The 21299-nt window shown below is 55.5% G+C and carries 19 protein-coding genes and 1 tRNA gene; 3 read left to right on the forward strand and 17 right to left on the reverse strand.

The window, feature by feature from the left end:
- Positions 1 to 71 precede the first annotated feature (71 nt).
- The 17 genes from RBQ93_RS02395 to gap form a co-directional block, all read right to left on the reverse strand.
- Positions 72 to 836 carry an SDR family NAD(P)-dependent oxidoreductase gene (locus RBQ93_RS02395; protein WP_320370409.1) on the reverse strand — a complete coding sequence of 255 codons (765 nt, stop codon included), beginning with the start codon at positions 834 to 836 and terminating at the stop codon, positions 72 to 74.
- A 92-nt stretch (positions 837 to 928) separates the two neighbouring features.
- Positions 929 to 1474: a 2-oxoacid:acceptor oxidoreductase family protein gene (locus tag RBQ93_RS02400; protein WP_320370411.1), complete on the reverse strand. Its 546-nt coding sequence runs from the start codon at positions 1472 to 1474 to the stop codon at positions 929 to 931.
- A gap of 158 nt (positions 1475 to 1632) precedes the next feature.
- Positions 1633 to 2451, reverse strand: a complete 819-nt coding sequence (locus RBQ93_RS02405) for a 2-oxoacid:ferredoxin oxidoreductase subunit beta (RefSeq protein ID WP_320370412.1) — start codon at positions 2449 to 2451, stop codon at positions 1633 to 1635.
- 2 nt (positions 2452 to 2453) lie between these two features.
- Positions 2454 to 3587 carry a 2-oxoacid:acceptor oxidoreductase subunit alpha gene (locus RBQ93_RS02410; RefSeq protein WP_320370413.1) on the reverse strand — a complete coding sequence of 378 codons (1134 nt, stop codon included), beginning with the start codon at positions 3585 to 3587 and terminating at the stop codon, positions 2454 to 2456.
- A gap of 20 nt (positions 3588 to 3607) precedes the next feature.
- Entirely contained in the window at positions 3608 to 3811 is a 204-nt protein-coding gene (locus RBQ93_RS02415; protein WP_320370414.1) for a 4Fe-4S binding protein, read from the reverse strand.
- A 121-nt stretch (positions 3812 to 3932) separates the two neighbouring features.
- Positions 3933 to 4898, reverse strand: coding sequence for a malate dehydrogenase (mdh, locus tag RBQ93_RS02420; RefSeq protein WP_320370415.1), 966 nt, complete (start codon positions 4896 to 4898; stop codon positions 3933 to 3935).
- Between the two features lie 108 nt (positions 4899 to 5006).
- A complete protein-coding gene (locus RBQ93_RS02425; RefSeq protein WP_320370416.1) occupies positions 5007 to 7232 on the reverse strand; it encodes an NADP-dependent isocitrate dehydrogenase in 2226 nt (741 codons plus the stop codon).
- Positions 7233 to 7457: 225 nt separating this feature from the next.
- Positions 7458 to 8141 carry a LysM peptidoglycan-binding domain-containing protein gene (locus RBQ93_RS02430; RefSeq protein WP_320370417.1) on the reverse strand — a complete coding sequence of 228 codons (684 nt, stop codon included), beginning with the start codon at positions 8139 to 8141 and terminating at the stop codon, positions 7458 to 7460.
- 1 nt (position 8142) lies between these two features.
- Positions 8143 to 9939 carry an aspartate--tRNA ligase gene (gene aspS, locus RBQ93_RS02435; protein WP_320370418.1) on the reverse strand — a complete coding sequence of 599 codons (1797 nt, stop codon included), beginning with the start codon at positions 9937 to 9939 and terminating at the stop codon, positions 8143 to 8145.
- 30 nt (positions 9940 to 9969) lie between these two features.
- A complete protein-coding gene (lepB, locus tag RBQ93_RS02440; protein ID WP_320370419.1) occupies positions 9970 to 10641 on the reverse strand; it encodes a signal peptidase I in 672 nt (223 codons plus the stop codon).
- A gap of 10 nt (positions 10642 to 10651) precedes the next feature.
- A complete protein-coding gene (gene lepA / locus RBQ93_RS02445; RefSeq protein ID WP_320370420.1) occupies positions 10652 to 12454 on the reverse strand; it encodes a translation elongation factor 4 in 1803 nt (600 codons plus the stop codon).
- A 158-nt stretch (positions 12455 to 12612) separates the two neighbouring features.
- Positions 12613 to 13104, reverse strand: a complete 492-nt coding sequence (locus RBQ93_RS02450) for a hypothetical protein (RefSeq protein WP_320370421.1) — start codon at positions 13102 to 13104, stop codon at positions 12613 to 12615.
- Between the two features lie 122 nt (positions 13105 to 13226).
- Positions 13227 to 13313 (reverse strand) — tRNA-Leu (locus RBQ93_RS02455).
- Positions 13314 to 13367: 54 nt separating this feature from the next.
- Positions 13368 to 13688, reverse strand: a complete 321-nt coding sequence (secG, locus tag RBQ93_RS02460; RefSeq protein ID WP_320370422.1) for a preprotein translocase subunit SecG — start codon at positions 13686 to 13688, stop codon at positions 13368 to 13370.
- Positions 13689 to 13758: 70 nt separating this feature from the next.
- Positions 13759 to 14514, reverse strand: a complete 756-nt coding sequence (tpiA, locus tag RBQ93_RS02465) for a triose-phosphate isomerase (protein ID WP_320370423.1) — start codon at positions 14512 to 14514, stop codon at positions 13759 to 13761.
- A 9-nt stretch (positions 14515 to 14523) separates the two neighbouring features.
- Positions 14524 to 15717, reverse strand: a complete 1194-nt coding sequence (locus RBQ93_RS02470; protein WP_320370424.1) for a phosphoglycerate kinase — start codon at positions 15715 to 15717, stop codon at positions 14524 to 14526.
- Between the two features lie 83 nt (positions 15718 to 15800).
- Positions 15801 to 16805 (reverse strand): type I glyceraldehyde-3-phosphate dehydrogenase, encoded by a 1005-nt coding sequence (gene gap, locus RBQ93_RS02475; RefSeq protein ID WP_320370425.1) that lies wholly within the window; start codon positions 16803 to 16805, stop codon positions 15801 to 15803.
- Positions 16806 to 17000: 195 nt separating this feature from the next.
- On the opposite strand from gap, the gene RBQ93_RS02480 reads away from it, so the two are divergent.
- The 3 genes from RBQ93_RS02480 (at position 17001) to RBQ93_RS02490 (ending at position 20341) form a co-directional block, all read left to right on the forward strand.
- Positions 17001 to 19073, forward strand: a complete 2073-nt coding sequence (locus RBQ93_RS02480; RefSeq protein ID WP_320370426.1) for an ATP-binding protein — start codon at positions 17001 to 17003, stop codon at positions 19071 to 19073.
- Positions 19074 to 19117: 44 nt separating this feature from the next.
- On the forward strand, positions 19118 to 19582 hold the full coding sequence (locus RBQ93_RS02485; RefSeq protein ID WP_320370427.1) for a hypothetical protein: 465 nt from the start codon (positions 19118 to 19120) through the stop codon (positions 19580 to 19582).
- A gap of 81 nt (positions 19583 to 19663) precedes the next feature.
- The gene (locus tag RBQ93_RS02490; protein WP_320370428.1) at positions 19664 to 20341 is read left to right on the forward strand and encodes an HAD family phosphatase; all 678 of its coding nucleotides are present in this window, start codon (positions 19664 to 19666) and stop codon (positions 20339 to 20341) included.
- The last annotated feature ends 958 nt before the right edge of the window (positions 20342 to 21299 follow it).

Genomic DNA, 21299 nt, shown 5'->3' on the forward strand with positions numbered 1-21299 from the left:
ACACCTAAACTCCTTGCCTGTACACGTTTCAGGCCCGACTATACCTGTTGATCCTGCCGAACGCAACCACCTCAAGGATTCGTTCGGTGCACCGCCAGCGGTCCCCAGGCCTGATGAATCGTCATCACCTCCAGGTGGTTGACATTGACATGGGTCGGCTGGTCACTAACCCACTTGATGATACCAGCCACATCCTCGGCTGTTAGCGGCTGGCAGCCCTCATACACCCTGCCAGCCTTCTGCTGGTCGCCCTTGAAGCGGATCTGCGAGAACTCGGTCTCTGCCATGCCTGGCGCAATACAGGTGACCCTGACCATGGTACCGAGCAGATCGGTGCGCAGGTTGCGGGAAAACTGCTCCACAAAGGCCTTGGTGCCGCCGTACACGTTACCGCCGGCGTAGGGCCAGGCACCGGCTGTGGAGCCGATGTTGATAATGTGGCCGCGGTTGCGGGCCACCATCCCCGGCAGCAGACAGCGGGTCATGTAGGTGAGGCCTTTGATGTTGGTATCCACCATGGTATCCCAGTCATCCAGCGATGCCTGTTGGGCGGGTTCCAGCCCCAGGGCCAAGCCGGCGTTGTTGACCAGCAGGTCGATCTCGCTAAACCCTGCCGGCAGTGACGCCACGGCAGCCTCCACAGCCGTCCGCTCCCGCACGTCCAGCACCAGCGGCAGTACCTGGACTCGGTCGGCCAACTCCTGTTGCAGGGCCAACAATGGTTCCAGCCGGCGAGCCGCCACAACAAGACGATTGCCTTCCTCAGCAAAGATACGGGCGGCGGCCGCGCCAAACCCTGACGACGCACCGGTGATCAGGATTGTTTTACCCCTCATAGCAACTCCTTTCAGCAGACCACGCTTGACAGCTTACCACAAAAAAAGCCCGGCGCTTACGCACCGGGCCAATTACATGAACATCGTTCCTACTACTTGGAAGCAGCCAGAGCCTTCTCAAAACCGGTGGCATAGGCCTTCTTGTTCAGCTCCAGGAATGCCTCGGGCACGCGGGAGAGAACGGCCTTCTCACCGTTTTCACGGGAGACGACGCCGGTCAGGGCGATCATGGCGCCCAGGGCAACGATGTTGGCAACGATCTCGCGGCCAACTTCGTTCTTGGCGGTGTTGATGATGTCAAAACCAACTTTCTTGAAGTTGCCAGCCGGCAGCTTGGTTACCAAGTCGGTATCGTACAGCAGAATGCCGTCATCTTTCAGATCGGCACTGTACTTGTCGCATGCCTCTTGGGTCAGGGCCAACAGGGCGTCGACGCGGGTTGCCTTGGGATAGTCAACCGGTGCATCAGCGATGATGACCTCGGACTTGGAAGCGCCACCGCGAGCCTCAGGGCCGTAGCTCTGGGATTGGACAGCCTGCTTGCCTTCATGGATCGAGGCGGCTTCGGCAAGGATGATCCCCGCAGTGATCAGACCTTGTCCGCCGGCGCCGGAAAAACGTAGTTCATACCTGGACATCTATGTTCTCCTTTTCAGAGTGATATTCTCTCTAAGGAAACGAGGATTTTTTCGTCCTGGGTTTGACAGTCAAGTGGATGGTGCGGAGGCGTACTTTACAGTACGCCGCACAAACCAACACGCCGACTGGCTATGCCAGGGCGGAAAAAGACCGTTTCCTACTTGTTGCCGCCGGCGCGCTCAATAACCTTGGCGTACTCTTCGCAGTACTCGGGACGCTCCACCTTGTGCAGCACACCGGTCAGGATCTTGCCTTCCAGTTGCTCGGCAGTCATCTTCTCGGCAGCCTTAACCGGCACGGCAACGTCTTTCAGGCGGTTCATCATCTCGACAACCGACTTGTACTTGTTGCGACGGCCGTAGGTGGTGGGGCAGTCATCCAGGATCTCCACCACGGAGAAGCCTTTGTGCTGGATCGCTTCGGCGATCAGCTTGTCGATCTGGTTGGCATGATAGGCAGTACCACGGGCCACGAAGCTGGCGCCGGCGCCGATGGCCAACTTGGCGATGTCGAAGTTGGGATCGGGGTTGCCGTAGGGCGTGGTGGAAGCCTTGTGGCCGGTGGGGGTAGCAGGAGAGAACTGGCCACCGGTCATGCCGTAGATGTAGTTGTTCATGATGATGTAGGTCATGTTGATGTTACGACGGCAGGCATGGATGAAGTGGTTACCGCCGATGGCGGTACCATCGCCGTCGCCGCCCACCAGGATGACGTTCATCTCAGGCTTGGCCAACTTGACGCCGGTTGCGAAGGCAGCTGCACGACCGTGGGCGGTGTGCAGGGTGCAGCAATCGATGTAGCCGGGCAGACGGGAGGCGCAACCGATACCGGAAACGATGGCGGTCTCTTCCTTCTTCAGGTTCAGAGTGTCCATGGCACGGATCAGGCCCTTCATGACAATGCCGTGGCCGCAGCCGGGGCACCAGATATGGGGCAGCTTGCCCGGACGGATATACTTTTCGTAATCAAAAGCCATGGTTACTTAACCTCCTTGATCTTCTCAACGATCTGATCGGGGTTGATCGGCTCGCCGTCGACCCGGTTGATCCCGAGGATCTGGGCCTTGCCCTGGGCGCAACGCTCAATCTCGAGGCTGCACATACCCAGGTTCATCTCCGGAACGATAAAGCCTTTGACCTTGGCGGCCAGGGCCTTGATCTGCTTGTCCGGGAACGGCCAGAAGGTCTTGATCCGGAACATGCCGGCCTTGATGCCTTGCTCACGGGCAGCGTTCACGGCATAGCGGGCCGAACGGGAGGTGGAACCATAAGCCACCACAACCACTTCAGCATCCTCAAGCTTGAACTCTTCGAAATCAACGATCTCGTCCACATTGGCCATTACCTTGCGGATCTGACGCTCTTCCTCAGCCTGTACGTACTCGGCCTTGGTGGTGGGGAAGCCGTCCGGCAGCTTGTTCAGACCGGTCACGTGGAACTTGTAACCGGAACCGAAGGCAGCCAGGGGAGGCACATCACCAAACTTGGTGTCGTAGGGCTTGTACTCGGCCGGGGGAACCGACGGAGCGGCACGGTCGATCACTTCCAGCTCGCCCGGCTCACGGAATTCAATCCGCTCACGCATGTGGGCCACGATCTCGTCCGGCAGGACGTGGACCGGCATACGGTACTTCTCGGCCAGGTTGAAGGCACGTACCATCATGTCGTAGGTTTCCTGCACCGAGGCAGGCATCAGGGCGATGGTGGCGTGGTCGCCGTGGGTACCCCAACGGGCGCACATCACGTCGGACTGGGAAGGACCAGTCGGCATACCGGTGGAGGGGCCGCCCCGCATAACGTTGTACACCACGCAAGGGATCTCGGCGATGCAGCCGTAGCCGATCAGCTCCTGCTTCAGGGACAGACCGGGGCCCGAGGTGGAGGTCAGGGCTTTTTGACCGGCCAGGGCGCCGCCCAGCAGGGCAGCCATGGCGCCGATCTCGTCTTCCATCTGGATGAACTTGCCGCCCACCTTGGGCAGCTCAGCGGACATTACCTCGGCCACTTCGGTCGAGGGGGTAATCGGGTAACCGGCGAAGAACTTGCAACCAGCGTACAGCGCGCCGTGTGCAGCTGCCTCGTTACCTTGCAGAAAAGCAACTTTCTTGGACACAGTCAATTCCTCCCGTCTTGTTATTCAGCGTGGACTTTAATGGCAAAGTCGGGGCAACGCAGTTCGCACTGCATACACTTGATACAGGCATCCAGGTCCTTGACGGACACGACGAAGCCCTTCATTTCGAGTACCTTCTTGGGGCAGAATTCCACACAGATATGGCACCCCTTGCAGTACTTCTCGATAATTTCAATTCTCGGCAACTTTTTTTCTTCTGACATCGGGATCTGCTCCTTTTATCCGTATTCTGAAGCGTAAAATAGTGGGCCCTTGATGTGGCAAAAGAAGGGCGGATAAATCCGCCCTTCTTTTGCGGCATTGCCAGACCCGTTGAACGGGCTGTTAGCCCTTCAGGATGCTGTCCAGGCTGTCAACCAGACCTTTAACGGCGGCAACAGACTTGTCCATCATGGCTTGCTCGGTGGCGTCCAGCTTGAACTGGAGAACCTTCTCAACACCCTTCTCGCCCAGTACGGCAGGAACGCCAACATAGTAACCGTTGACGCCGAACTCACCGTTCAGCAGGCAGCAGGTGGGCAGCACGCGCTTCTGATCCTTCAGCACCGACTCAGCCATGGCGATGGCGGAGGAAGCCGGGGAGTAGAAAGCGGAACCGGTCTTCAGCAGGGCAACCACTTCGCCACCGGCCAGACGGGTACGGTTTACCATGGCCTCCATCACTTCCTTGGCCTTGTCAGCGCCGTACTTCTGCTCCAGCAGTTCCATAACGGGAATGCCGTTGACAGCAGCGTAACGTACCAGCGGCACCATGTCGTCGCCGTGGCCACCAAGGGTCATGGCGGAAACGTCCTTCACGGACACGCCCAGTTCCCAGGCAATGAAAGCCTTGAAACGAGCCGAATCCAGTACGCCGGCCTGACCAACCACGCGGCTGGCGGGCATACCGGTCACCTTCTGGCAGAGGGTAACCATAGCGTCCAGCGGGTTGGAGATAACGATCACGAAGGCGTTGGAGGCGTACTGCTTGATGCCTTCAGCAACGGAGGTCATGATCTTGGAGTTGGTTGCGATCAGGTCGTCACGGCTCATGCCCGGCTTGCGGGGCAAACCGGCGGTTACGATAACCACGTCGGCGCCAGCGATGTCCTTGTAATCCTGGGTACCCTTCAGGCTGACGTCAAAGCCGTCCACCGGGGAAGCCTCGGCGATGTCCAGCATCTTGCCCTGGGGCATACCTTCCACGATGTCGAACATCACTACATCGCCCAGCTCGCGCAGTGCGCAGAGTTGAGCCAGCACGCCACCGATCTGACCGCCACCAATCAATGCAATCTTCTTACGTCCCATTGGTTCTTCCTCCTCGTTGATAGTGTTGTTTAATCCAACAAACTACAGGCTACATACAAAAGGTAAAACGGGGAACCGGCGAACACCGGCTCCCCGTGCATACACGAACTAGATCGCGTCGACAATGGCGTTCAAGGTAGCACTGGGACGCATTGCCTTTTCAGTCTTGACCGGGTCGGTGTTGTAATAGCCACCCAGATCCTGGGGCTTGCCCTGGGCACCGATCAACTCTGCATTGATCTTCTCTTCGTTCTCCTGCAGCGCCTTGGCCACCTTGGCGAAACGGGCTGCAAGCTCAGCATCCTTGGTCTGTGCAGCCAGGGCCTCGGCCCAGTACATGGCCAGGTAGAAGTGGCTGCCACGGTTATCGATCTGACCAACCTTGCGGGCCGGGTTCTTGTTATTATCCAGGAACTTGGTGTTGGCCTGATCCAGGGTATCGGCCAGCAGTTGTGCCTTCTCGTTCTTGAAGGTAGCTGCCAGGTGCTCAAGGGAGACGGCCAGGGCCAGGAACTCGCCCAGTGAATCCCAACGCAGGTAGCCTTCCTGAACAAACTGCTGCACGTGCTTGGGAGCGGAGCCGCCGGCACCGGTCTCGAACAGGCCACCACCGGCCAGCAGTGGCACGATGGAGAGCATCTTGGCGCTGGTGCCCAGTTCCAGGATCGGGAACAGGTCGGTCAGGTAATCCCGCAGGGCGTTACCGGTAACGGTGATGGTGTCTTTACCGGCCTTTGCACGCTCACAGGTAAACTGCATAGCCTCAACCGGTGCCATGATCTGGATATCGAGACCGTTGGTGTCGTGATCCTTGAGGTACTTGTTCACCTTCAGAATCATCTGGGCATCGTGGGCACGGTTCTTGTCCAGCCAGAAGATAGCCGGTGCACCGGTGGCACGGGCACGACGGACTGCCAGCTTGACCCAGTCCTGAATCGGCAGATCTTTCGCCTGGCAACCACGCCAGATATCGCCTGCCTCAACCTCATGCTGCATCAGCACGTTGCCGGCCTCATCAAGCACGCGAACGGTACCGTCAGCAGCAATCTTGAAGGTCTTGTCATGGGAGCCGTACTCTTCAGCCTTCTGAGCCATCAGACCAACGTTGGAGGTTGAACCCATGGTGGTCGGATCAAACTGGCCGTGCTTCTTGCAGAAATCAACGCATACCTGATACCAGCGTGAATAGCAGCGGTCAGGCACGACGCACTTGACATCGTGCAGCTTGCCGTCGGGACCCCACATACCGCCGGAGTCACGGATCACCACCGGCATGGAGGCGTCGATGATGATGTCGTTACTGGCGTGCAGGTTTGTGATCCCCTTGTCGGAGTCAACCATGGCCAGCGGCGGTTGCTTCTTGTAGACTTCCTGGATGTCAGCCTCAATCTCAGCCTTCTTGGCTTCCGGCAGCTTGGCAATCTTCAGGTACAGATCGCCCATACCCAGGTCCGGGTTAACGCCCAGTTCCTTGAAGGTGGCAGCATGCTTCTCAAAGACGTCCTTGTAGTAAACTTCAACAAAATGACCGAACATGATCGGGTCGGAGATCTTCATCATGGTGGCCTTGAGGTGTACCGAGAACAGCACCCCTTTGGCCTTGGCGTCATCAATCTGCTCCTGAATGAATTTCCGCAGTGCCTTGGCGCTCATGAAGGTACCGTCAAGGATCTCGCCAGCCTGCAGGGCCAGTTTCTCTTTCAGCACGGTGACCTTACCGGCCTTGTCAACAAACTCAATCTTGACATTGCCTGCTTTTTCCATGGTTACAGACTTTTCGTTCTCATAGAAGTCCGAGGACTCCATCCAGGACACATGAGTTTTTGACTCGGGTGTCCATGCACCCATCTTATGGGGGTGTTTCTTGGCGTATTCCTTTACAGCCTTTGCCGAACGGCGGTCGGAGTTGCCTTCACGCAGCACCGGGTTCACGGCGGAACCAAGGCACTTGGCGTAGCGGGCATGCAGTTCTTTTTCTGCATCGGTCTTGGGCTCTTCCGGGTAATCCGGCAGCTTGTAGCCCTGCTCCTGCAGCTCCTTGATGGCAGCCTTCAGCTGGGGGATCGAGGCACTGACGTTGGGCAGCTTGATGATGTTGGCCTCAGGCTTCTGGGTCAGTTCTCCCAGCTCAGCCAGGTAATCCGGCATCCGCTGCTCAGGGGTCAGGTACTCGGGAAAGTTGGCAATGATTCGGCCGGCAACAGAGATGTCGCGGGTTTCAACCGCCACGCCAGCAGCCTTGGTGAAGGCATTAACGATCGGCAGCAGCGAGTAGGTTGCCAGTGCGGGAGCTTCATCAATCTTAGACCAGATAATCTTTGATTCAGTTGCCATGTTATCTCCTTATGGTTTTGTTCCCTTACGGTCGAATGGAAATACTAAACCGTTTTCGGATATATGGAAAAATATATAAATTGCAACATGTTACAATTACAGTAAGTTATATCGTCTACAAAATCCTGTATACAGTATGCAAAAGGGTATGGGCTGTCAAGGAAAAATCGTTATGTTTTTCACAGGAAAGGCGAGCAAAACCTACCGGCAATCACCCGCTTCGAGCTACCGGCGACCTGCCTGACGGCGGGCCTCAACAGCCTCCTCGCGTGAATAGGAACGGGGAATCTTCAAGACCTGCCCTGGCCACAGCTGATAGGGGTCACGCACCTGATCGCGGTTGGCGCGGTAGATCAACGGCCAAAGCCCGGCCTCGTTATAGATCTCAGGGCGGGCCGCTATCTGGGGCAAAGTTTCTCCCCGTCGGACCGAGTAGCTTGCGGGGCGCTCACGAAGAGCAACGGCGTTTTGTTCCGCCTGTGCAGCCTTGGCTGCCGCAAGCTCCCGGGCGGCCTGTTCCTTCCGCTTTCTTTCCTGGGCCTCCTCCTCAATACGCTTACGCTCTTCAGCCTGCCGCTGCCGCTCGATTTCTGCCTGCCGCTGTGCCTCTGCAAGCTGGTGCGCACGGAACTCGTCCAGCTCCATCTTCAGCAGTTGCCCTTTCTGGAAGGCAAGACGATACAGCTGATCGGCCTGTTCAGCGTCTCTCTGCTTCAGGTAGACCGCCTCACCCTGCTCAAAGGCTTCCAGCATGCTGCGATAGGCTTCAGGACGCAGCTCGGGTGCTGTTTCATAGGCGAGCTGCTCCAGAGACCACTGTGCCCGCTCGCGCCAGACCGGCTCAGTGCTGGCGCAACCGGCCAGCAACAGTACTGCCGCCAGCAGTATGCCGCGTGTCAGCAATGGCACCCTAGCTGGCACCACCCGCAACGCTGGCAGCCAAACGGACGCCAAGCTCGCGTAATTGCTTGCTGTCCACGGTTGACGGCGCCTCCGACATCAGACAGGTGCCCCTCTGGGTTTTGGGGAAGGCGATCACGTCACGGATCGATTCGGAACCGGTCAGCAGCATAATCAGACGGTCCAGACCGAAGGCGATACCGCCGTGGGGCGGCGTGCCGTACTCCAGGGCATCCAACAGGAAGCCGAATTTGGCCCGCTTGTCCTCTTCGGAATGGCCCAGCATCTTGAACATCAGCGACTGAACCTGCTCCTGATGGATACGGATCGAACCACCGCCAATCTCGTTGCCGTTCAGCACCAGGTCATAGGCCTTGGCCCGGCAGCGGCCAGGATCAGATTCAACATAGTCCACGTCCTCATCCATCGGCGCAGTGAAGGGATGGTGCACGGCGCACCAGCGCTTATCATCTTCGTCCCACTCGAACAACGGGAAGTCGGTGATCCAGACAAAACGGAACTCATCGGGATTGGTCAGCTTAAGGATCGATGCCAGCTGATTGCGCAGCTTGCCCAGCGAGTCGTTAACTACCTTCGGCTTGTCGGCCACGAACAGCAGCAGGTCACCCTCTTCGGCGCCGAAGGCCTGATTCATGGCGGCTATCTCGGTCTCGTTGAAGAACTTGGTGATCGGCGACTGCCAGCCATCAGGGGTCATCTTGACATAGGCCAAGCCCTTGGCGCCATAAATGGCCACAAAGTTGGTCAGATCGTCGATCTCCTTGCGGGAAAAGCTGGCACAGCCCTTGGCGTTAATCCCCTTGATGATGCCGCCACCTGCGGCCACCTCGGCAAACACCTTGAAGCCAGAGCCCTTGACGATATCGGTCAGGTCCACCAGTTCCAGGCCGAAACGCAGGTCAGGGTTATCCACTCCGAAGCGGCGGATCGCCTCCTGGTAGGTCATACGCTGCACCGGCAGCTGAACGTCAACGCCTTTGGCCTCCTTGAAGACGCGCGCCATCAAGCCTTCCATCACGGTGATGATATCCTCACGGTCGATGAAGGACATCTCGCAATCGATCTGGGTAAACTCAGGCTGGCGGTCGGCCCGCAGGTCCTCGTCACGGAAGCAGCGCACGATCTGGAAATAACGGTCAAAGCCAGAGATCATCAGGATCTGCTTGAATATCTGCGGCGACTGCGGCAGGGCGTAGAACTGGCCCTGATTGATGCGCGACGGCACCAGAAAGTCACGGGCCCCTTCCGGGGTTGACTTGGTCAGAAAGGGGGTTTCCAGCTCCAAAAAGCCGTTTTCTGTCAGATACTGGCGGGTCACCTGGGCCACCTGATGACGCAGGATCAGGTTCTGCTGCAGTTGCGGACGGCGCATATCCAGATAGCGGTACTTAAGGCGGATATTTTCGTTGACCTCACTGTGCTCGTCCAGCATGAACGGCAGCGGCTTGGAGCGGTTGAGCAGCTTGCACTCACCCACCTGAATCTCAACCTCGCCGGTCTTCATGTTGGGGTTAACAGTGCCTTCCGGACGGGGGATGACCGTGCCCTTGACTGCCAGCACAAACTCACTGCGTACCCCTTCGGCCACCTGATGGGCTGCCGCGTTCACCTCCGGGTCGAAAACAACCTGCGCAATCCCCTCCCGGTCCCGCAGGTCGATAAAGATCAGGCCGCCGTGGTCACGACGGCGCAGGGCCCAGCCCATCAATACCACCTCACGCCCAATATCCTTGGCGGTCAGCTGGCCACAATAATCAGAACGCTTCCAGTTGCCCAACGTATCCATAAAAACCCTCCGGTTCGTAGTAAATAAGTATTACTTGATCAGCCGACCGATGTTGCGCCAACGGATGTTAAACTTGTACCAGGGTCCGTCAATGGACCAGTATTTGATGAATGCCAACCCTTTAATCTGGTCGCGGGTCACGAACTTCCAAAAACGGCTGTCGTAGGAACGGTCCCGGTTATCGCCCATCACAAAATAGGAGTCTGCCGGTACCACAACCGGACCAAAGGTGTCCCGCGGGTTCTGCTCCTTGGGGATGATCTCCGTCTCTTTGTGTACCGCCTGGGGCGTGACGTACAGCTGGCCATTGATATACACCTGCTTGTCCTTGCCCTCCACCACATCGCCCGGCAGACCGATCACCCGCTTGATAAAATCCTTGCGAGGGTCTTCCGGATAGACAAAGACGATCACATCACCACGCTTTGGGTCACGAATCTTGAATAGCCGCTTGTCAGTGAAAGGCAGATCAGTTCCATAGATAAACTTGCTGACCAACAAATGATCACCGATCAGCAGGGTATCCTCCATGGAACCGGAGGGTATTTTAAATGCCTGCACAATAAAGGCCCGGATGATCAGCGCCAGGATAACGGCAATAATGATCGATTCGGCGTACTCGCGCACCACACTCTTTTTAGCGGGTCCCTGACCCGCCGTTGGGGACGGTGCCTGTATCTGCTGTTCGGTCTGTTCAGCCATGGGTTCCTTCCTATTTGTCATCCACCTTCAGGATCGCCAGGAACGCCTCCTGGGGCAGCTCCACGTTCCCGACGTTTTTCATCCGCTTCTTGCCTTCCTTCTGCTTCTCCAACAGCTTGCGCTTACGGGTGATGTCGCCGCCGTAACACTTGGCCAACACGTCCTTGCGTAGCGCCTTGACGGTCTCGCGGGCGATCACCTTGTTACCGATGGCGGCCTGAATTGCCACCTCAAACATCTGGCGCGGGATCAGCTCCTTCATCTTGGAAACCAGGTCGCGGCCACGGAAGTAGGACTTGTCACGGTGCACGATCAAAGACAGGGCATCAACCACATCACCGTTGATCATGATATTCATCCGCACCAGATCACTCTGACGGAAATCAAGGTGTTCGTAATCCAGCGAGGCATAGCCCTTGGTGATCGACTTCAGTCGGTCGTAAAAATCCAGCACGATCTCGTTTAGCGGCAGTTCATAGATGATCATCACCCGGGTCGGGGTCAGGTACTTGATCTCCCGCTGCACACCGCGCTTCTCCTCGCACAGTGCCAGTACCCCACCCACAAAATCGTTGGGCACATGGATATGAGCCAGGATGAACGGCTCCTCCATGTAGTCAATATACTGCGGCTCCGGCATGCGGGCCGCCGACTCGATCTCGATCAGGTCACCGTCAGTCTTGTGCACCTTGTAGACAACCGTCGGTGCGGTGGTGATCAGGTCCAGACTGAATTCCCGTTCCAGTCGTTCCTGTATGATCTCCATGTGCAGCAGCCCCAGGAAACCGCAACGGAAACCAAAGCCCAGCGCCACCGAGGTCTCCGGCTCGAAGGAGAACGAGGAGTCATTCAACTTCAGCTTGGCCAAGGCGTCACGCAGCTGCTCGTACTGAGAGGTGTCGATCGGGTAGAGGCCGGAAAAGACCATCGGCTTGACCTCTTTAAAGCCGGCCAACATCTCGGTGCACTGACGGTGCAACAGGGTCACCGTATCGCCCACCTTGGCGTCGGCCACATCCTTGATGCCAGCAATGATAAAACCGACCTCGCCGGCTGCCAGTTGCGGCACCTCAACCATCGCGGGCGCAAACACACCAACTTTAAGCGCCTCATAGCTGCGGCCGGTGGACATCAGGTGAATCTTGTCTCCCTTCTTGAGGGTACCGTCAAAGATTCTCACCAGGATGATCACCCCCTGGTACTGGTCGTACCAGGAATCGAACAGCAGTGCCTTGAGTGGCGCGGCTGGATCACCCGTGGGAGCTGGAATCTTCTTGACGATCTCTTCCAGTATCTCGCGGGTACCGATCCCCTCCTTGGCCGAGGCCAGCACCGCATCCTGGGCCGAGATACCGATGATCTCCTCAATCTCCTGCTTGACCCGCTCCGGCTCGGCAGCCGGCAGGTCTATCTTGTTCAGGACCGGAAAGACCTCCAGATCATTGTCCAGCGCCAGATAGACGTTGGCCAGTGTCTGAGCCTCGACTCCCTGGGAGGCGTCAACCACCAGCAGACCGCCCTCGCATGCAGCCAGCGAACGGGAGACCTCATAGGCAAAATCTACGTGGCCGGGGGTATCGATCAGATTGAGAATATACTCCTGTCCATCGTCGGCGGTATAGCCAAGCCGCACGGTCTGCGCCTTAATGGTGATACCCCGCTCACGCTCCAGGTCCATCTTGTCCAGAAACTGGTTCTGCATCTCACGGGCAGTCAGGGCACCGGTGTATTCCAGCAACCGGTCCGCCAGCGTGGACTTGCCATGGTCGATGTGGGCAATGATTGAAAAATTACGAATCCTGCTGATATTCATGCACTCTCGCCCGTCTTAGAAGATACGAATGGAATTTGGAAGGATAATGGACAACCCGAGGAATGTAAAGTTGAAACAGGGGCAAACACCACAAAAAAACATCTAAAACAGCAGCAATCAGCCGACTTCATCAGCTGGACCTGATTGCGTTTAAGGCCCTAAAATCCAAACGTCAACTGATCAACACGCAATTCAGTCTGAGACTCGTTCTTTACCAGCAGCTTGCTCGTCTCCAGGGCACGCTGCTGCACCTTGCGGAGCTGCTGTCGTATCGCACGCACACGCCGATATTCCGGTGATGCCTGTTTCGCTGCAGCCTTACTCCTAAAAAAATCAGGCCAGGTCTGCTTTGCCTCTTTGTTCAGCAGTGTCAGCGCCCTTGCAGCATCACCTCCAGCCAACCCCAGCAGCCTCGCCACTTCACCCTCAACAGCATCGAGCACAACTTCTGGCGCGTTACGCAGTAGCGAGCCGTATTCAAGAATAACCCGCTCCAGCATCACCTGCTTATGTACGCCGTATTGCTGGGCGAGCTCATCAAGCCTGGCAACAACCGATGCGGACACCACCAGATTAATGCGCCGCTTGCCAGCGTTACGGCCGTTACGCTCACGATAGCGCTTTTGTCTTTCTGCTGCTGTCATGGCCATAGCAATACCTCCTCAACATTACAAATACCAAACCAAGTATCGTTACACCGTAACGATACTTGGCACTAAAAAAGGCCGCATTTTTTGCGGCCTGTTCAGTGTATGCACTTTAGGATTTAGTTTGGTGCCGAAGACGAGACTCGAACTCGTACAGGCTTTCGCCCGCCACCCCCTCAAGATGGTGTGTCTACCAATTCCACCACTTCGGCACAGGGTTTGATGCAGTACAGACACAAAGGTCTGCAATCAAACAAAACTTGTATTTACTTCACCGGCGCAGGCTGTTGAGGTGCAGCAGGCACTGCCGGTGCAGCCTTTTGCACAGCCTTGTTGGACATAATGGTTGAACCGGGGGCATGGCCTGAAATGTACGCCAAGGTCAGCGAGGTAAGCATGAAGATTACCGCTGCCGCCGTAGTGACTCTGGTCATGAAATTTCCACCGCCACTGGCGCCGAATACGGATTGGCTGCCACCGGTACCGAAAGAGGCGCCCATCTCGGCACCTTTACCGGACTGCAGGAGTACCACGCCGATGATGAACAGGCTGGTAAGGATATGTAGTACTGCTATCAGGGTAGTCATCACGTCCCTCTCTCAACGTTAAAAAGGATGACTATATAGCACGCTCTGCCCTTGCTTGTAAAGCACCAAGTTAGGAGTTGAAGCGGACTATCGCTGCAAAGGAATCCGCCTTTAGACTGGCACCCCCAACCAGTGCTCCGTCTATGTCAGGCTGCGACATCAATCCTTTGACATTTTCCGGCTTGACGCTGCCGCCGTACAGAATAAGAATTTGATCAGCATCGGCCTGACTGTACAACTTTGCAACCAGCTGCCGGATAAAAGCGTGTACCTGCTGGGCCTGTTCGTCGCTGGCAGTCTTGCCAGTACCGATGGCCCAGACCGGTTCATAGGCGATGACAACCTGCTTGAGCTCCTCAGCCACCAGGCTCTGCAGGCCACCGGTGATCTGCGATTCTATCACCGTGAAGGTGTCTCCTGCCTCACGCTGCACCAGGGTTTCGCCAACACACAGCAAAACGGTCAAGCCTGTTGCCAAGGCGGCCCTGGTTTTACGGTTGGCGGTTTCATCGGTTTCGCCGAAATATTGGCGACGCTCGGAATGACCAATTATCACATGGCTGCAGCCGGCATCTTTCAGCAGCCCGGGAGCAACCTCACCGGTGAAGGCCCCCTCCTCTTCCCAATAACAGTCCTGTGCAGCCACTCTAATCCGGCTGCCTGCCGCTGCTGCCGCCACACTACTCAAGGCAGTAAACACCGGGGAGATAACCACCTCGACCCCCTGTACCTCTGCTACAAGCGGCTTGAGGGCCGTTACAAAGGCAGTGGCCTCGCTGATCGTTTTGAAAAGCTTCCAGTTACCGGCTATCAGTGGTGTCCGCACGCAGGCCTCCTATTTCTTGACGTCCAGCGCCTTGACGCCGGGCAGTATCTTGCCTTCCAACAGCTCAAGGAATGCACCGCCACCGGTGGAAATGTAACTGACCTGGCTGGCCACGCCTGCCTTGTTGACGGCTGCGTCGGTGTCGCCGCCGCCAATCACGGTGGTGGCGTAACAGTTGGCCACCGCCTCAGCCACGGCATAGGTGCCACGTGAGAAGGCGTCCATCTCAAAAACCCCCATCGGTCCGTTCCAGATCACGGTCTTGGCGTCACGCAGCGTCTCGGCAAACAACGTGGCCGAGGCCGGACCAATATCCAGCGCCATCCAGCCTTCAGGGATCTCCTGTACGGTCGTCACGAAATTGGTGGCGTTGGCCTCAAAGGCGTTGGCTACAACGCAATCCACCGGCAGATAGAAGGTGACCCCCTTCTTCTTGGCCTTGTCCATGATCTTCTTGGCTGTGGCGATCAACTCGTCTTCCACCAGCGATTTGCCGACGCTGTAGCCCATGGCCTTGAGGAAGGTAAAGGCCATGCCGCCACCGATCACAATCTTGTCGACCTTATTGACCAACGTCTCCAGCACCTCAAGCTTACCGGACACCTTAGCGCCTCCCAGGATTGCCACCAGTGGTCGCACCGGGTTGCTCATCGCCTTGTCAAAGAACGTCATCTCGTTCTTCATCAGAAAACCGGCGGCAATGGTGGGGACGATCTTGGTGATCGCCTCCACCGAGGCGTGGGCGCGGTGCGAGACGGCAAAGGCATCATTGACATAAATCTCGCAGCCGTTCACCAGTTGCTTGGCAAAAGCTGGATCGTTTTTTTCTTCACCGGCATAGAAGCGCACGTTTTCGAGCATGACCACATCACCGGGCTTCATGGCATCAATCAGTTTGTCCACCTCAGGGCCAAAACAATCCGGGGCCTGGACAACCTTTTTACCGAGCAGTTGTGAAAGACGCTTGGCAGCCGGGGCCATGGTGTATTTCGGTTTTTTCTCCCCCTTCGGCCGCCCCAGATGTGACGCAAGCACCACTTTTGCCCCTTGCTCAACGGCATATTTGATGGTGGGCACTGCACCAGCAATCCGGGTATCCTCAGTGATATTCCCCTTTTCATCCTGCGGTACGTTAAAGTCAACGCGGATAAAAACCTTCTTGCCCTTGATGTCCTTGAGTTGGTCAATATATCGAATTGGCATTGCGTATTCTCCCCAATCGCACGTGTCTGTAATAAAAAAAGAGGGGGATGACAGATCCCCCTCGACTTACTTAATGCACACGGTTACTTTTTGCTGGCAACCAGTCTCATCAGGTCAACCACCCGGTTCGAAAAACCACACTCATTGTCATACCAGGAGAGTACCTTGACCATGTTGCCATCCAGCACCTTGGTGCAAGACGCATCGACAATTGATGAATTGGGATTGCCGTTAAAATCGATCGAGACCAGCGGCGCCTCCTCAAAGCCCAGCACCCCCTTCAAGGCTCCTTTAGCAGCCTTTTTGAGGGCCGCATTGACCTTGTCGACATCGGCCTTTTTCTTGAGTGTTGCCACCAGATCCACCACCGAGACGTTGGGGGTAGGCACACGAATGGCCATGCCGTCCAGCTTGCCCTTCAGTTCGGGCAACACCAGGGCCACTGCCTTGGCAGCACCGGTGGTGGTGGGAATCATGGACAATGCGCCTGCACGGGCGCGACGCAGATCCTTGTGGGGCAGATCAAGAATGCGCTGGTCGTTGGTGTAGGAGTGTACGGTTGTGATCAAACCCTTCTCAATTCCAAAAGTTTCATGCAGCACCTTGGCCACTGGTGCCAAACAGTTAGTGGTGCAGGAGGCATTGGAAATGATATGGTGCTTCTTGGGATCATACAGCTGGTGGTTGACCCCCATAACAATCGTGATGTCCTCGTTAGTGGCAGGGGCAGAGATAATGACCTTCTTGGCCCCAGCCTTCAGATGCAGTTCCGCCTTGGCCCGGTCGGTAAACAGACCGGTCGATTCAAGGACCAGATCGACCTTTTCCTTTTTCCAAGGCAACTCCTCAGGATTTTTTATAGCCAGTATCTGAATTGCCTTGCCGTTGATGATCAGCTTTGAATCGGCAGCCTCTACCTTTCCAGGAAAAATACCATGCACTGAGTCGTATTTGAACAGATGGGCCAAGGTCTTTGCATCAGTCAGATCGTTGATGGCAACGCACTCGATCTCCTTGTCCTTGCAAATGGACCGCAGCACCATTCTACCGATACGTCCGAAACCGTTAATAGCAATACGCAATGCCATACCCTATCCTCCTGGAAATAAAGTAGTAGAACCCAGCATAGGCCACTAATGGCCTGTTCGTAAGGTGAAAATATAATAAAGCATAATCATGAATCGTCAACCGTAAAGTATCCATAAAAGCCGTATTCACGGGGTCGACATCGGTTTTCACCGTTTCAAATACTATGAATACATGGTATTAGTGGACGCATTCTGATGATGGCGGGATTCGTGCGCAATTCACTTGAACACAGGATTATACTTTTTGCCTTCATTATTCTCTCGCTGACCACCCTGGCCACGGCAGGGGTTAATATTGCCGGCTTCCGTCAAGACTACATTCAAGCCCAGATTCTCCGTTCGCAGAGCATCGGGCTAGCCATGAAGTCAGCTGTTGAGAAAGTTCTCAGCCTGGGGCTGCGCTTGCACGACATCCCTGGACTGGACGAGAAATGCCGCGATGTTGTCGTATCTAACCCTGATATTACCTATGCCGTGGTCACCTCACAAGAAGGCCATGTGCTGCACAGCAGTGACCCTATCTTTAAAAACGTTCATATCGGCACTAATCCCCACGGACACGGCAACCGTACGACGCTACTGACACTCGGCCCACGGACGTTTTACAACACAGCTATCGCCCTGCACTCGTACGACGGCTCGGTCACTGGCTATATCCACATCGGACTCCCTTCATCGAGCGTCAGCAGCAAGGTTTACAGCATGGCGCTCAAATCAGGGGCGGTATTCGTCGTTTTTTTCCTGATCTCGTTTGCCTGTGTCGTCATCTTTGTCAAACGCTACATAAGTGGCCCGATCGGAACGCTGCTAGCCGGGGTCAAAACCGTAGCCGAAGGTGACTTCAAACTTTCTCTGCCCGAAATGACAACCCGCGAATTCAAGGAACTAGCCGAAAAGATTGAGACCATGGCTGCATCGCTCGCCAGTCGTGACGCTGCGCTCCATAACAACTACGAAGAACTGGCAACAACCCACAACCAACTCAGGGACTCATTCCAAAAACTTGAACAACTCAGTTCGCAGCTTGAAAAATCAGAAGAACTCTACAAGACGCTGTTGGAAGATGCTGGCGACGCAATCATCGTTCTCGACCAAAATGAGACTGTCGCACTAGCCAACAAAAAGGCTGAAGAACTTTTAGGTTACAGCGCCAACGAGCTGATAGACAAACATATCTCGTCACTACTATTGTCGCTGCAGGTCGAAAACATCCCCCATATCCTGCAGATCATTAATGACGCCAAGACAGGCACGCCCATTGTTGAAGAGCTGACCATGCACACCAAACAACAGCTCAAGGTGATCGGTCAGATGCAGATCGGCTGCATCAAGGCTGGAGGGCAGACACTGCTGCAGGTAATCATCCGCGATGTGACCCGTGAACGCCAGCTGCTCAACAACCTTGAGACCAGTGCGGCAGAACTGACCCGACTCAACAAGATGAAAGACTCCTTTTTGGGGATGGCATCACATGAACTCAAGACACCGCTGACGGTCATCATGGGCTACACGGAACTATTGCTTCAAGACATGCACCACGACCTGACTCCTACCGTCTACGAGATGACCCAGCACATATCCACCGCAGCCTTACGTCTGAACAGCATTATCAGGGATATGGTCGATGTCTCGATGATCGACCGTAAAAAGATCGCTCTCAAGCTGGAGCCGGTCAATATTAACGAATTGATCGAGCAGGCAACCCAGGAGCAACGCCTCTTTTTTACGATGCGCAAACAGGTGCTCAGTCTGCACCTTGACCCTGAACTACCGGCCATAAGCGGTGACAAAAGCCGATTGATACAACTACTGGCCAATCTGATCAACAACGCGATAAAATTCACTCCAGATGGCGGTGAGATCAGGATACAAAGCAGCACCCGTGAGATTTTGCACAGCAAGCAACCACCCGGACAGGATCAGTCGCCCTCACTGTTGCACATCGGCCGCGAGCCGCACCGCTATGTTGAAATCAGTATTGCCGATACCGGCATCGGCATTGCCAAGGAAGAACAACTGCACATTTTTGACAAGTTTTACGAGTCAGGCAATATCGAGGAACACAGCTCCGGCAAGGTTGCTTTCAAGTCACGTGGAGCCGGACTTGGCCTCTCTATCGCCAGAGGGATGGTGGAGATGCACGGCGGGGAAATATGGGTTGAATCCAGCGGATACGATCCGGAACAATGCCCTGGAGCAACGTTTTTTATCCTGCTGCCCCTTGACCAGTTGAAAGGTAATGGTACGATTGAGTATCAGCAAGACTAAACACCACCAGTTCGCAGCATGTACCGAAAGGAGGCTCGTTTCCCATGGCACTCAAGAAGTCAGTGAAAAAGTCTACTACCAAGGCTGTAGCAAAGAGCAAACCAGCTCAGAAACCAATGGCAGCAAAGGCTGCAGCAAAAACTAAGGCAATTGCTGCCAAACCTGCTGCAGGTGCGGCCACAAAGAAAACTCCCAAAGCAGCGAAGGTTGCCCAACTTTCAGGCGAAGAGCTCATGGTTGAAAACCTTTCAACCCTTTCGTCTCTCGTACGAACCATCAGCGAAACCCTTGATGTTCTGGTGCAAAAGGTAGAGAACATGGCCTACCACTTGATCGCTACCGAGGAAACGCTGGCTGAAGTGGTAGCCACCACCGGCGTCGACTTGGCGCAGGTAAACAAACGGATCCGGACCAAAATCGCGAAAGGCACTGATCGGGCAGGCGATCCCAGCCGCGCCATTGATGTAGCTGCCACCATTGCTTCGCCTTTGCCACGTTCACAAAAATAATAGGACAAATCTTGAGCGCGACGAGGGGGCATATCCCGTACAGAGGTATGCCCCCTCGTCTACAAAGGAAACCATTCATCCATGTATCCAGCAGCTGTGATTTTTGACTTTGACGGTGTTATCGTTGACACAGAGCCACTACACTACCAGGCCTTTCAGAAAATTCTGACCCCCCGAAATCTCGGTTACAGCTGGGATGACTACCTCGCTGTGTATATGGGCTTCGATGACCGGGATGCCTTTCGAGAAGCATTTGCGCAGGGAGGCGTCGCACTTTCAGAGGGAGAACTTGAACAACTGATCGCACACAAGGCGGTCATCTTCCAGGAAGTTATAGCCAGCGGTGTAGCCCCGTACCCCGGCGTCACAGCACTCATCCATAAACTGCACGAACAGGGAACGCCACTTGCAATCTGTAGCGGGGCGCTACGGAGTGATATTCTGCCGATCATAGATCAGCTCGGCGTCGCCAGCTTCTTCTCGCTGATCATTACCGCTGATGATGTTCCGCACAGCAAACCTGATCCCACCTGCTATCGCATAGCAGCACAGCAACTGATTGCTGCCTATTCCGATCAACTAAGCCCAGACGCGCACAACATTATCGCCATTGAAGATACACCGGCTGGTATCAGCTCGGCAAAAGGCGCCGGGCTCATGGTTGTTGCTGTAAGCAACAGCTATCCCGCTGAGCGCCTACAGCAAGCTGATAGAATTGTAGCTTCGCTTGAAGAGCTACAAACCGGTCACTGGATCTGAATAATCACGTAAAGCATGGCAGCTAGGGACGCACACACGCATCCTGTTCACGATCGAACAGTTGTCCTGCTGGACAACTTTGTACCGGACGGCACTGGTTCATACGCTCATTCCAGTAGCACCGCGCTACACAGGTGTCATGTTGCCGGTCAAACATCTGACCAGGCGGACAGGCCCGCACCGGCCTACAGATATTCTGACTCTCACTCCAATAAAAGTTGGGACGGCACTCACAACTGCTGCCGTTCCATAGCTGCCCGCCGGTGCAACGTGCGACACAGGTATCCTGCTCACGATCAAACTCCTGGCCGGGTGGACACGTGCGTACAGGACGACACTGCTGTTTGCGTTCATTCCAATAGTAGTTGGGTCGGCACTCACAACTGCTACCGTTCCAGACCTGTCCACCGGTACAAGCCTGGCCAACACAGGTATCCTGTTCTCGATTAAACTGCTGACCTGGCGGGCACGTGCGTACAGGTCGACACTGCTGCTTATGATCATTCCAGTAGAAGTTAGGGCGGCACTCACAACTGACACCATTCCACACCTGACCACCACGGCACTGCGGAGCAGTAGCTGGCATTTTTTCAGTTGCTCTGACCAACGGCTTGCGAGGTTGAAGACCCTGCACAGACGGTTGTTGCACAGTGATGGGTAGCTCGCGTTGGGTTTCAATACTGAAGGCTGATCCAGGCAGACTGACAACAAACAAGAGAACAATCGCGAGTACCGATCTCATATTCCACCTCCTGACAACACTCAAACGCTAACTGTTACGTTGTTTATAGCACCAGTTATCGTTACGTCAACAACCGCAGGTTATGGAACAAAACGCAAACGCCCCGCTTCTCGAATTGAGGAGCGGGGCGTTTGGTTATTAATTCTGGCGGCGACCTACTTTCCCACACAGCTACCCGTGCAGTATCATCGGCCCTGAGGGGCTTAACTTCCGTGT

The organism is Trichlorobacter sp. (genome assembly GCF_034008105.1).
Taxonomy (GTDB): Bacteria; Desulfobacterota; Desulfuromonadia; order Geobacterales; family Pseudopelobacteraceae; genus Trichlorobacter.

Coding starts and splice junctions, on each gene's coding strand:
- RBQ93_RS02395 (WP_320370409.1), bottom strand. CDS start 836: ATGAGGGGTAAAACAATCCTGATCACCGGTGCGTCGTCAGGGTTTGGC.
- RBQ93_RS02400 (WP_320370411.1), bottom strand. CDS start 1,474: ATGTCCAGGTATGAACTACGTTTTTCCGGCGCCGGCGGACAAGGTCTG.
- RBQ93_RS02405 (WP_320370412.1), bottom strand. CDS start 2,451: ATGGCTTTTGATTACGAAAAGTATATCCGTCCGGGCAAGCTGCCCCAT.
- RBQ93_RS02415 (WP_320370414.1), bottom strand. CDS start 3,811: ATGTCAGAAGAAAAAAAGTTGCCGAGAATTGAAATTATCGAGAAGTAC.
- mdh (WP_320370415.1), bottom strand. CDS start 4,898: ATGGGACGTAAGAAGATTGCATTGATTGGTGGCGGTCAGATCGGTGGC.
- RBQ93_RS02425 (WP_320370416.1), bottom strand. CDS start 7,232: ATGGCAACTGAATCAAAGATTATCTGGTCTAAGATTGATGAAGCTCCC.
- aspS (WP_320370418.1), bottom strand. CDS start 9,939: ATGGATACGTTGGGCAACTGGAAGCGTTCTGATTATTGTGGCCAGCTG.
- lepB (WP_320370419.1), bottom strand. CDS start 10,641: ATGGCTGAACAGACCGAACAGCAGATACAGGCACCGTCCCCAACGGCG.
- lepA (WP_320370420.1), bottom strand. CDS start 12,454: ATGAATATCAGCAGGATTCGTAATTTTTCAATCATTGCCCACATCGAC.
- RBQ93_RS02450 (WP_320370421.1), bottom strand. CDS start 13,104: ATGGCCATGACAGCAGCAGAAAGACAAAAGCGCTATCGTGAGCGTAAC.
- secG (WP_320370422.1), bottom strand. CDS start 13,688: ATGACTACCCTGATAGCAGTACTACATATCCTTACCAGCCTGTTCATC.
- RBQ93_RS02470 (WP_320370424.1), bottom strand. CDS start 15,717: ATGCCAATTCGATATATTGACCAACTCAAGGACATCAAGGGCAAGAAG.
- gap (WP_320370425.1), bottom strand. CDS start 16,805: ATGGCATTGCGTATTGCTATTAACGGTTTCGGACGTATCGGTAGAATG.
- RBQ93_RS02480 (WP_320370426.1), top strand. CDS start 17,001: ATGATGGCGGGATTCGTGCGCAATTCACTTGAACACAGGATTATACTT.
- RBQ93_RS02485 (WP_320370427.1), top strand. CDS start 19,118: ATGGCACTCAAGAAGTCAGTGAAAAAGTCTACTACCAAGGCTGTAGCA.
- RBQ93_RS02490 (WP_320370428.1), top strand. CDS start 19,664: ATGTATCCAGCAGCTGTGATTTTTGACTTTGACGGTGTTATCGTTGAC.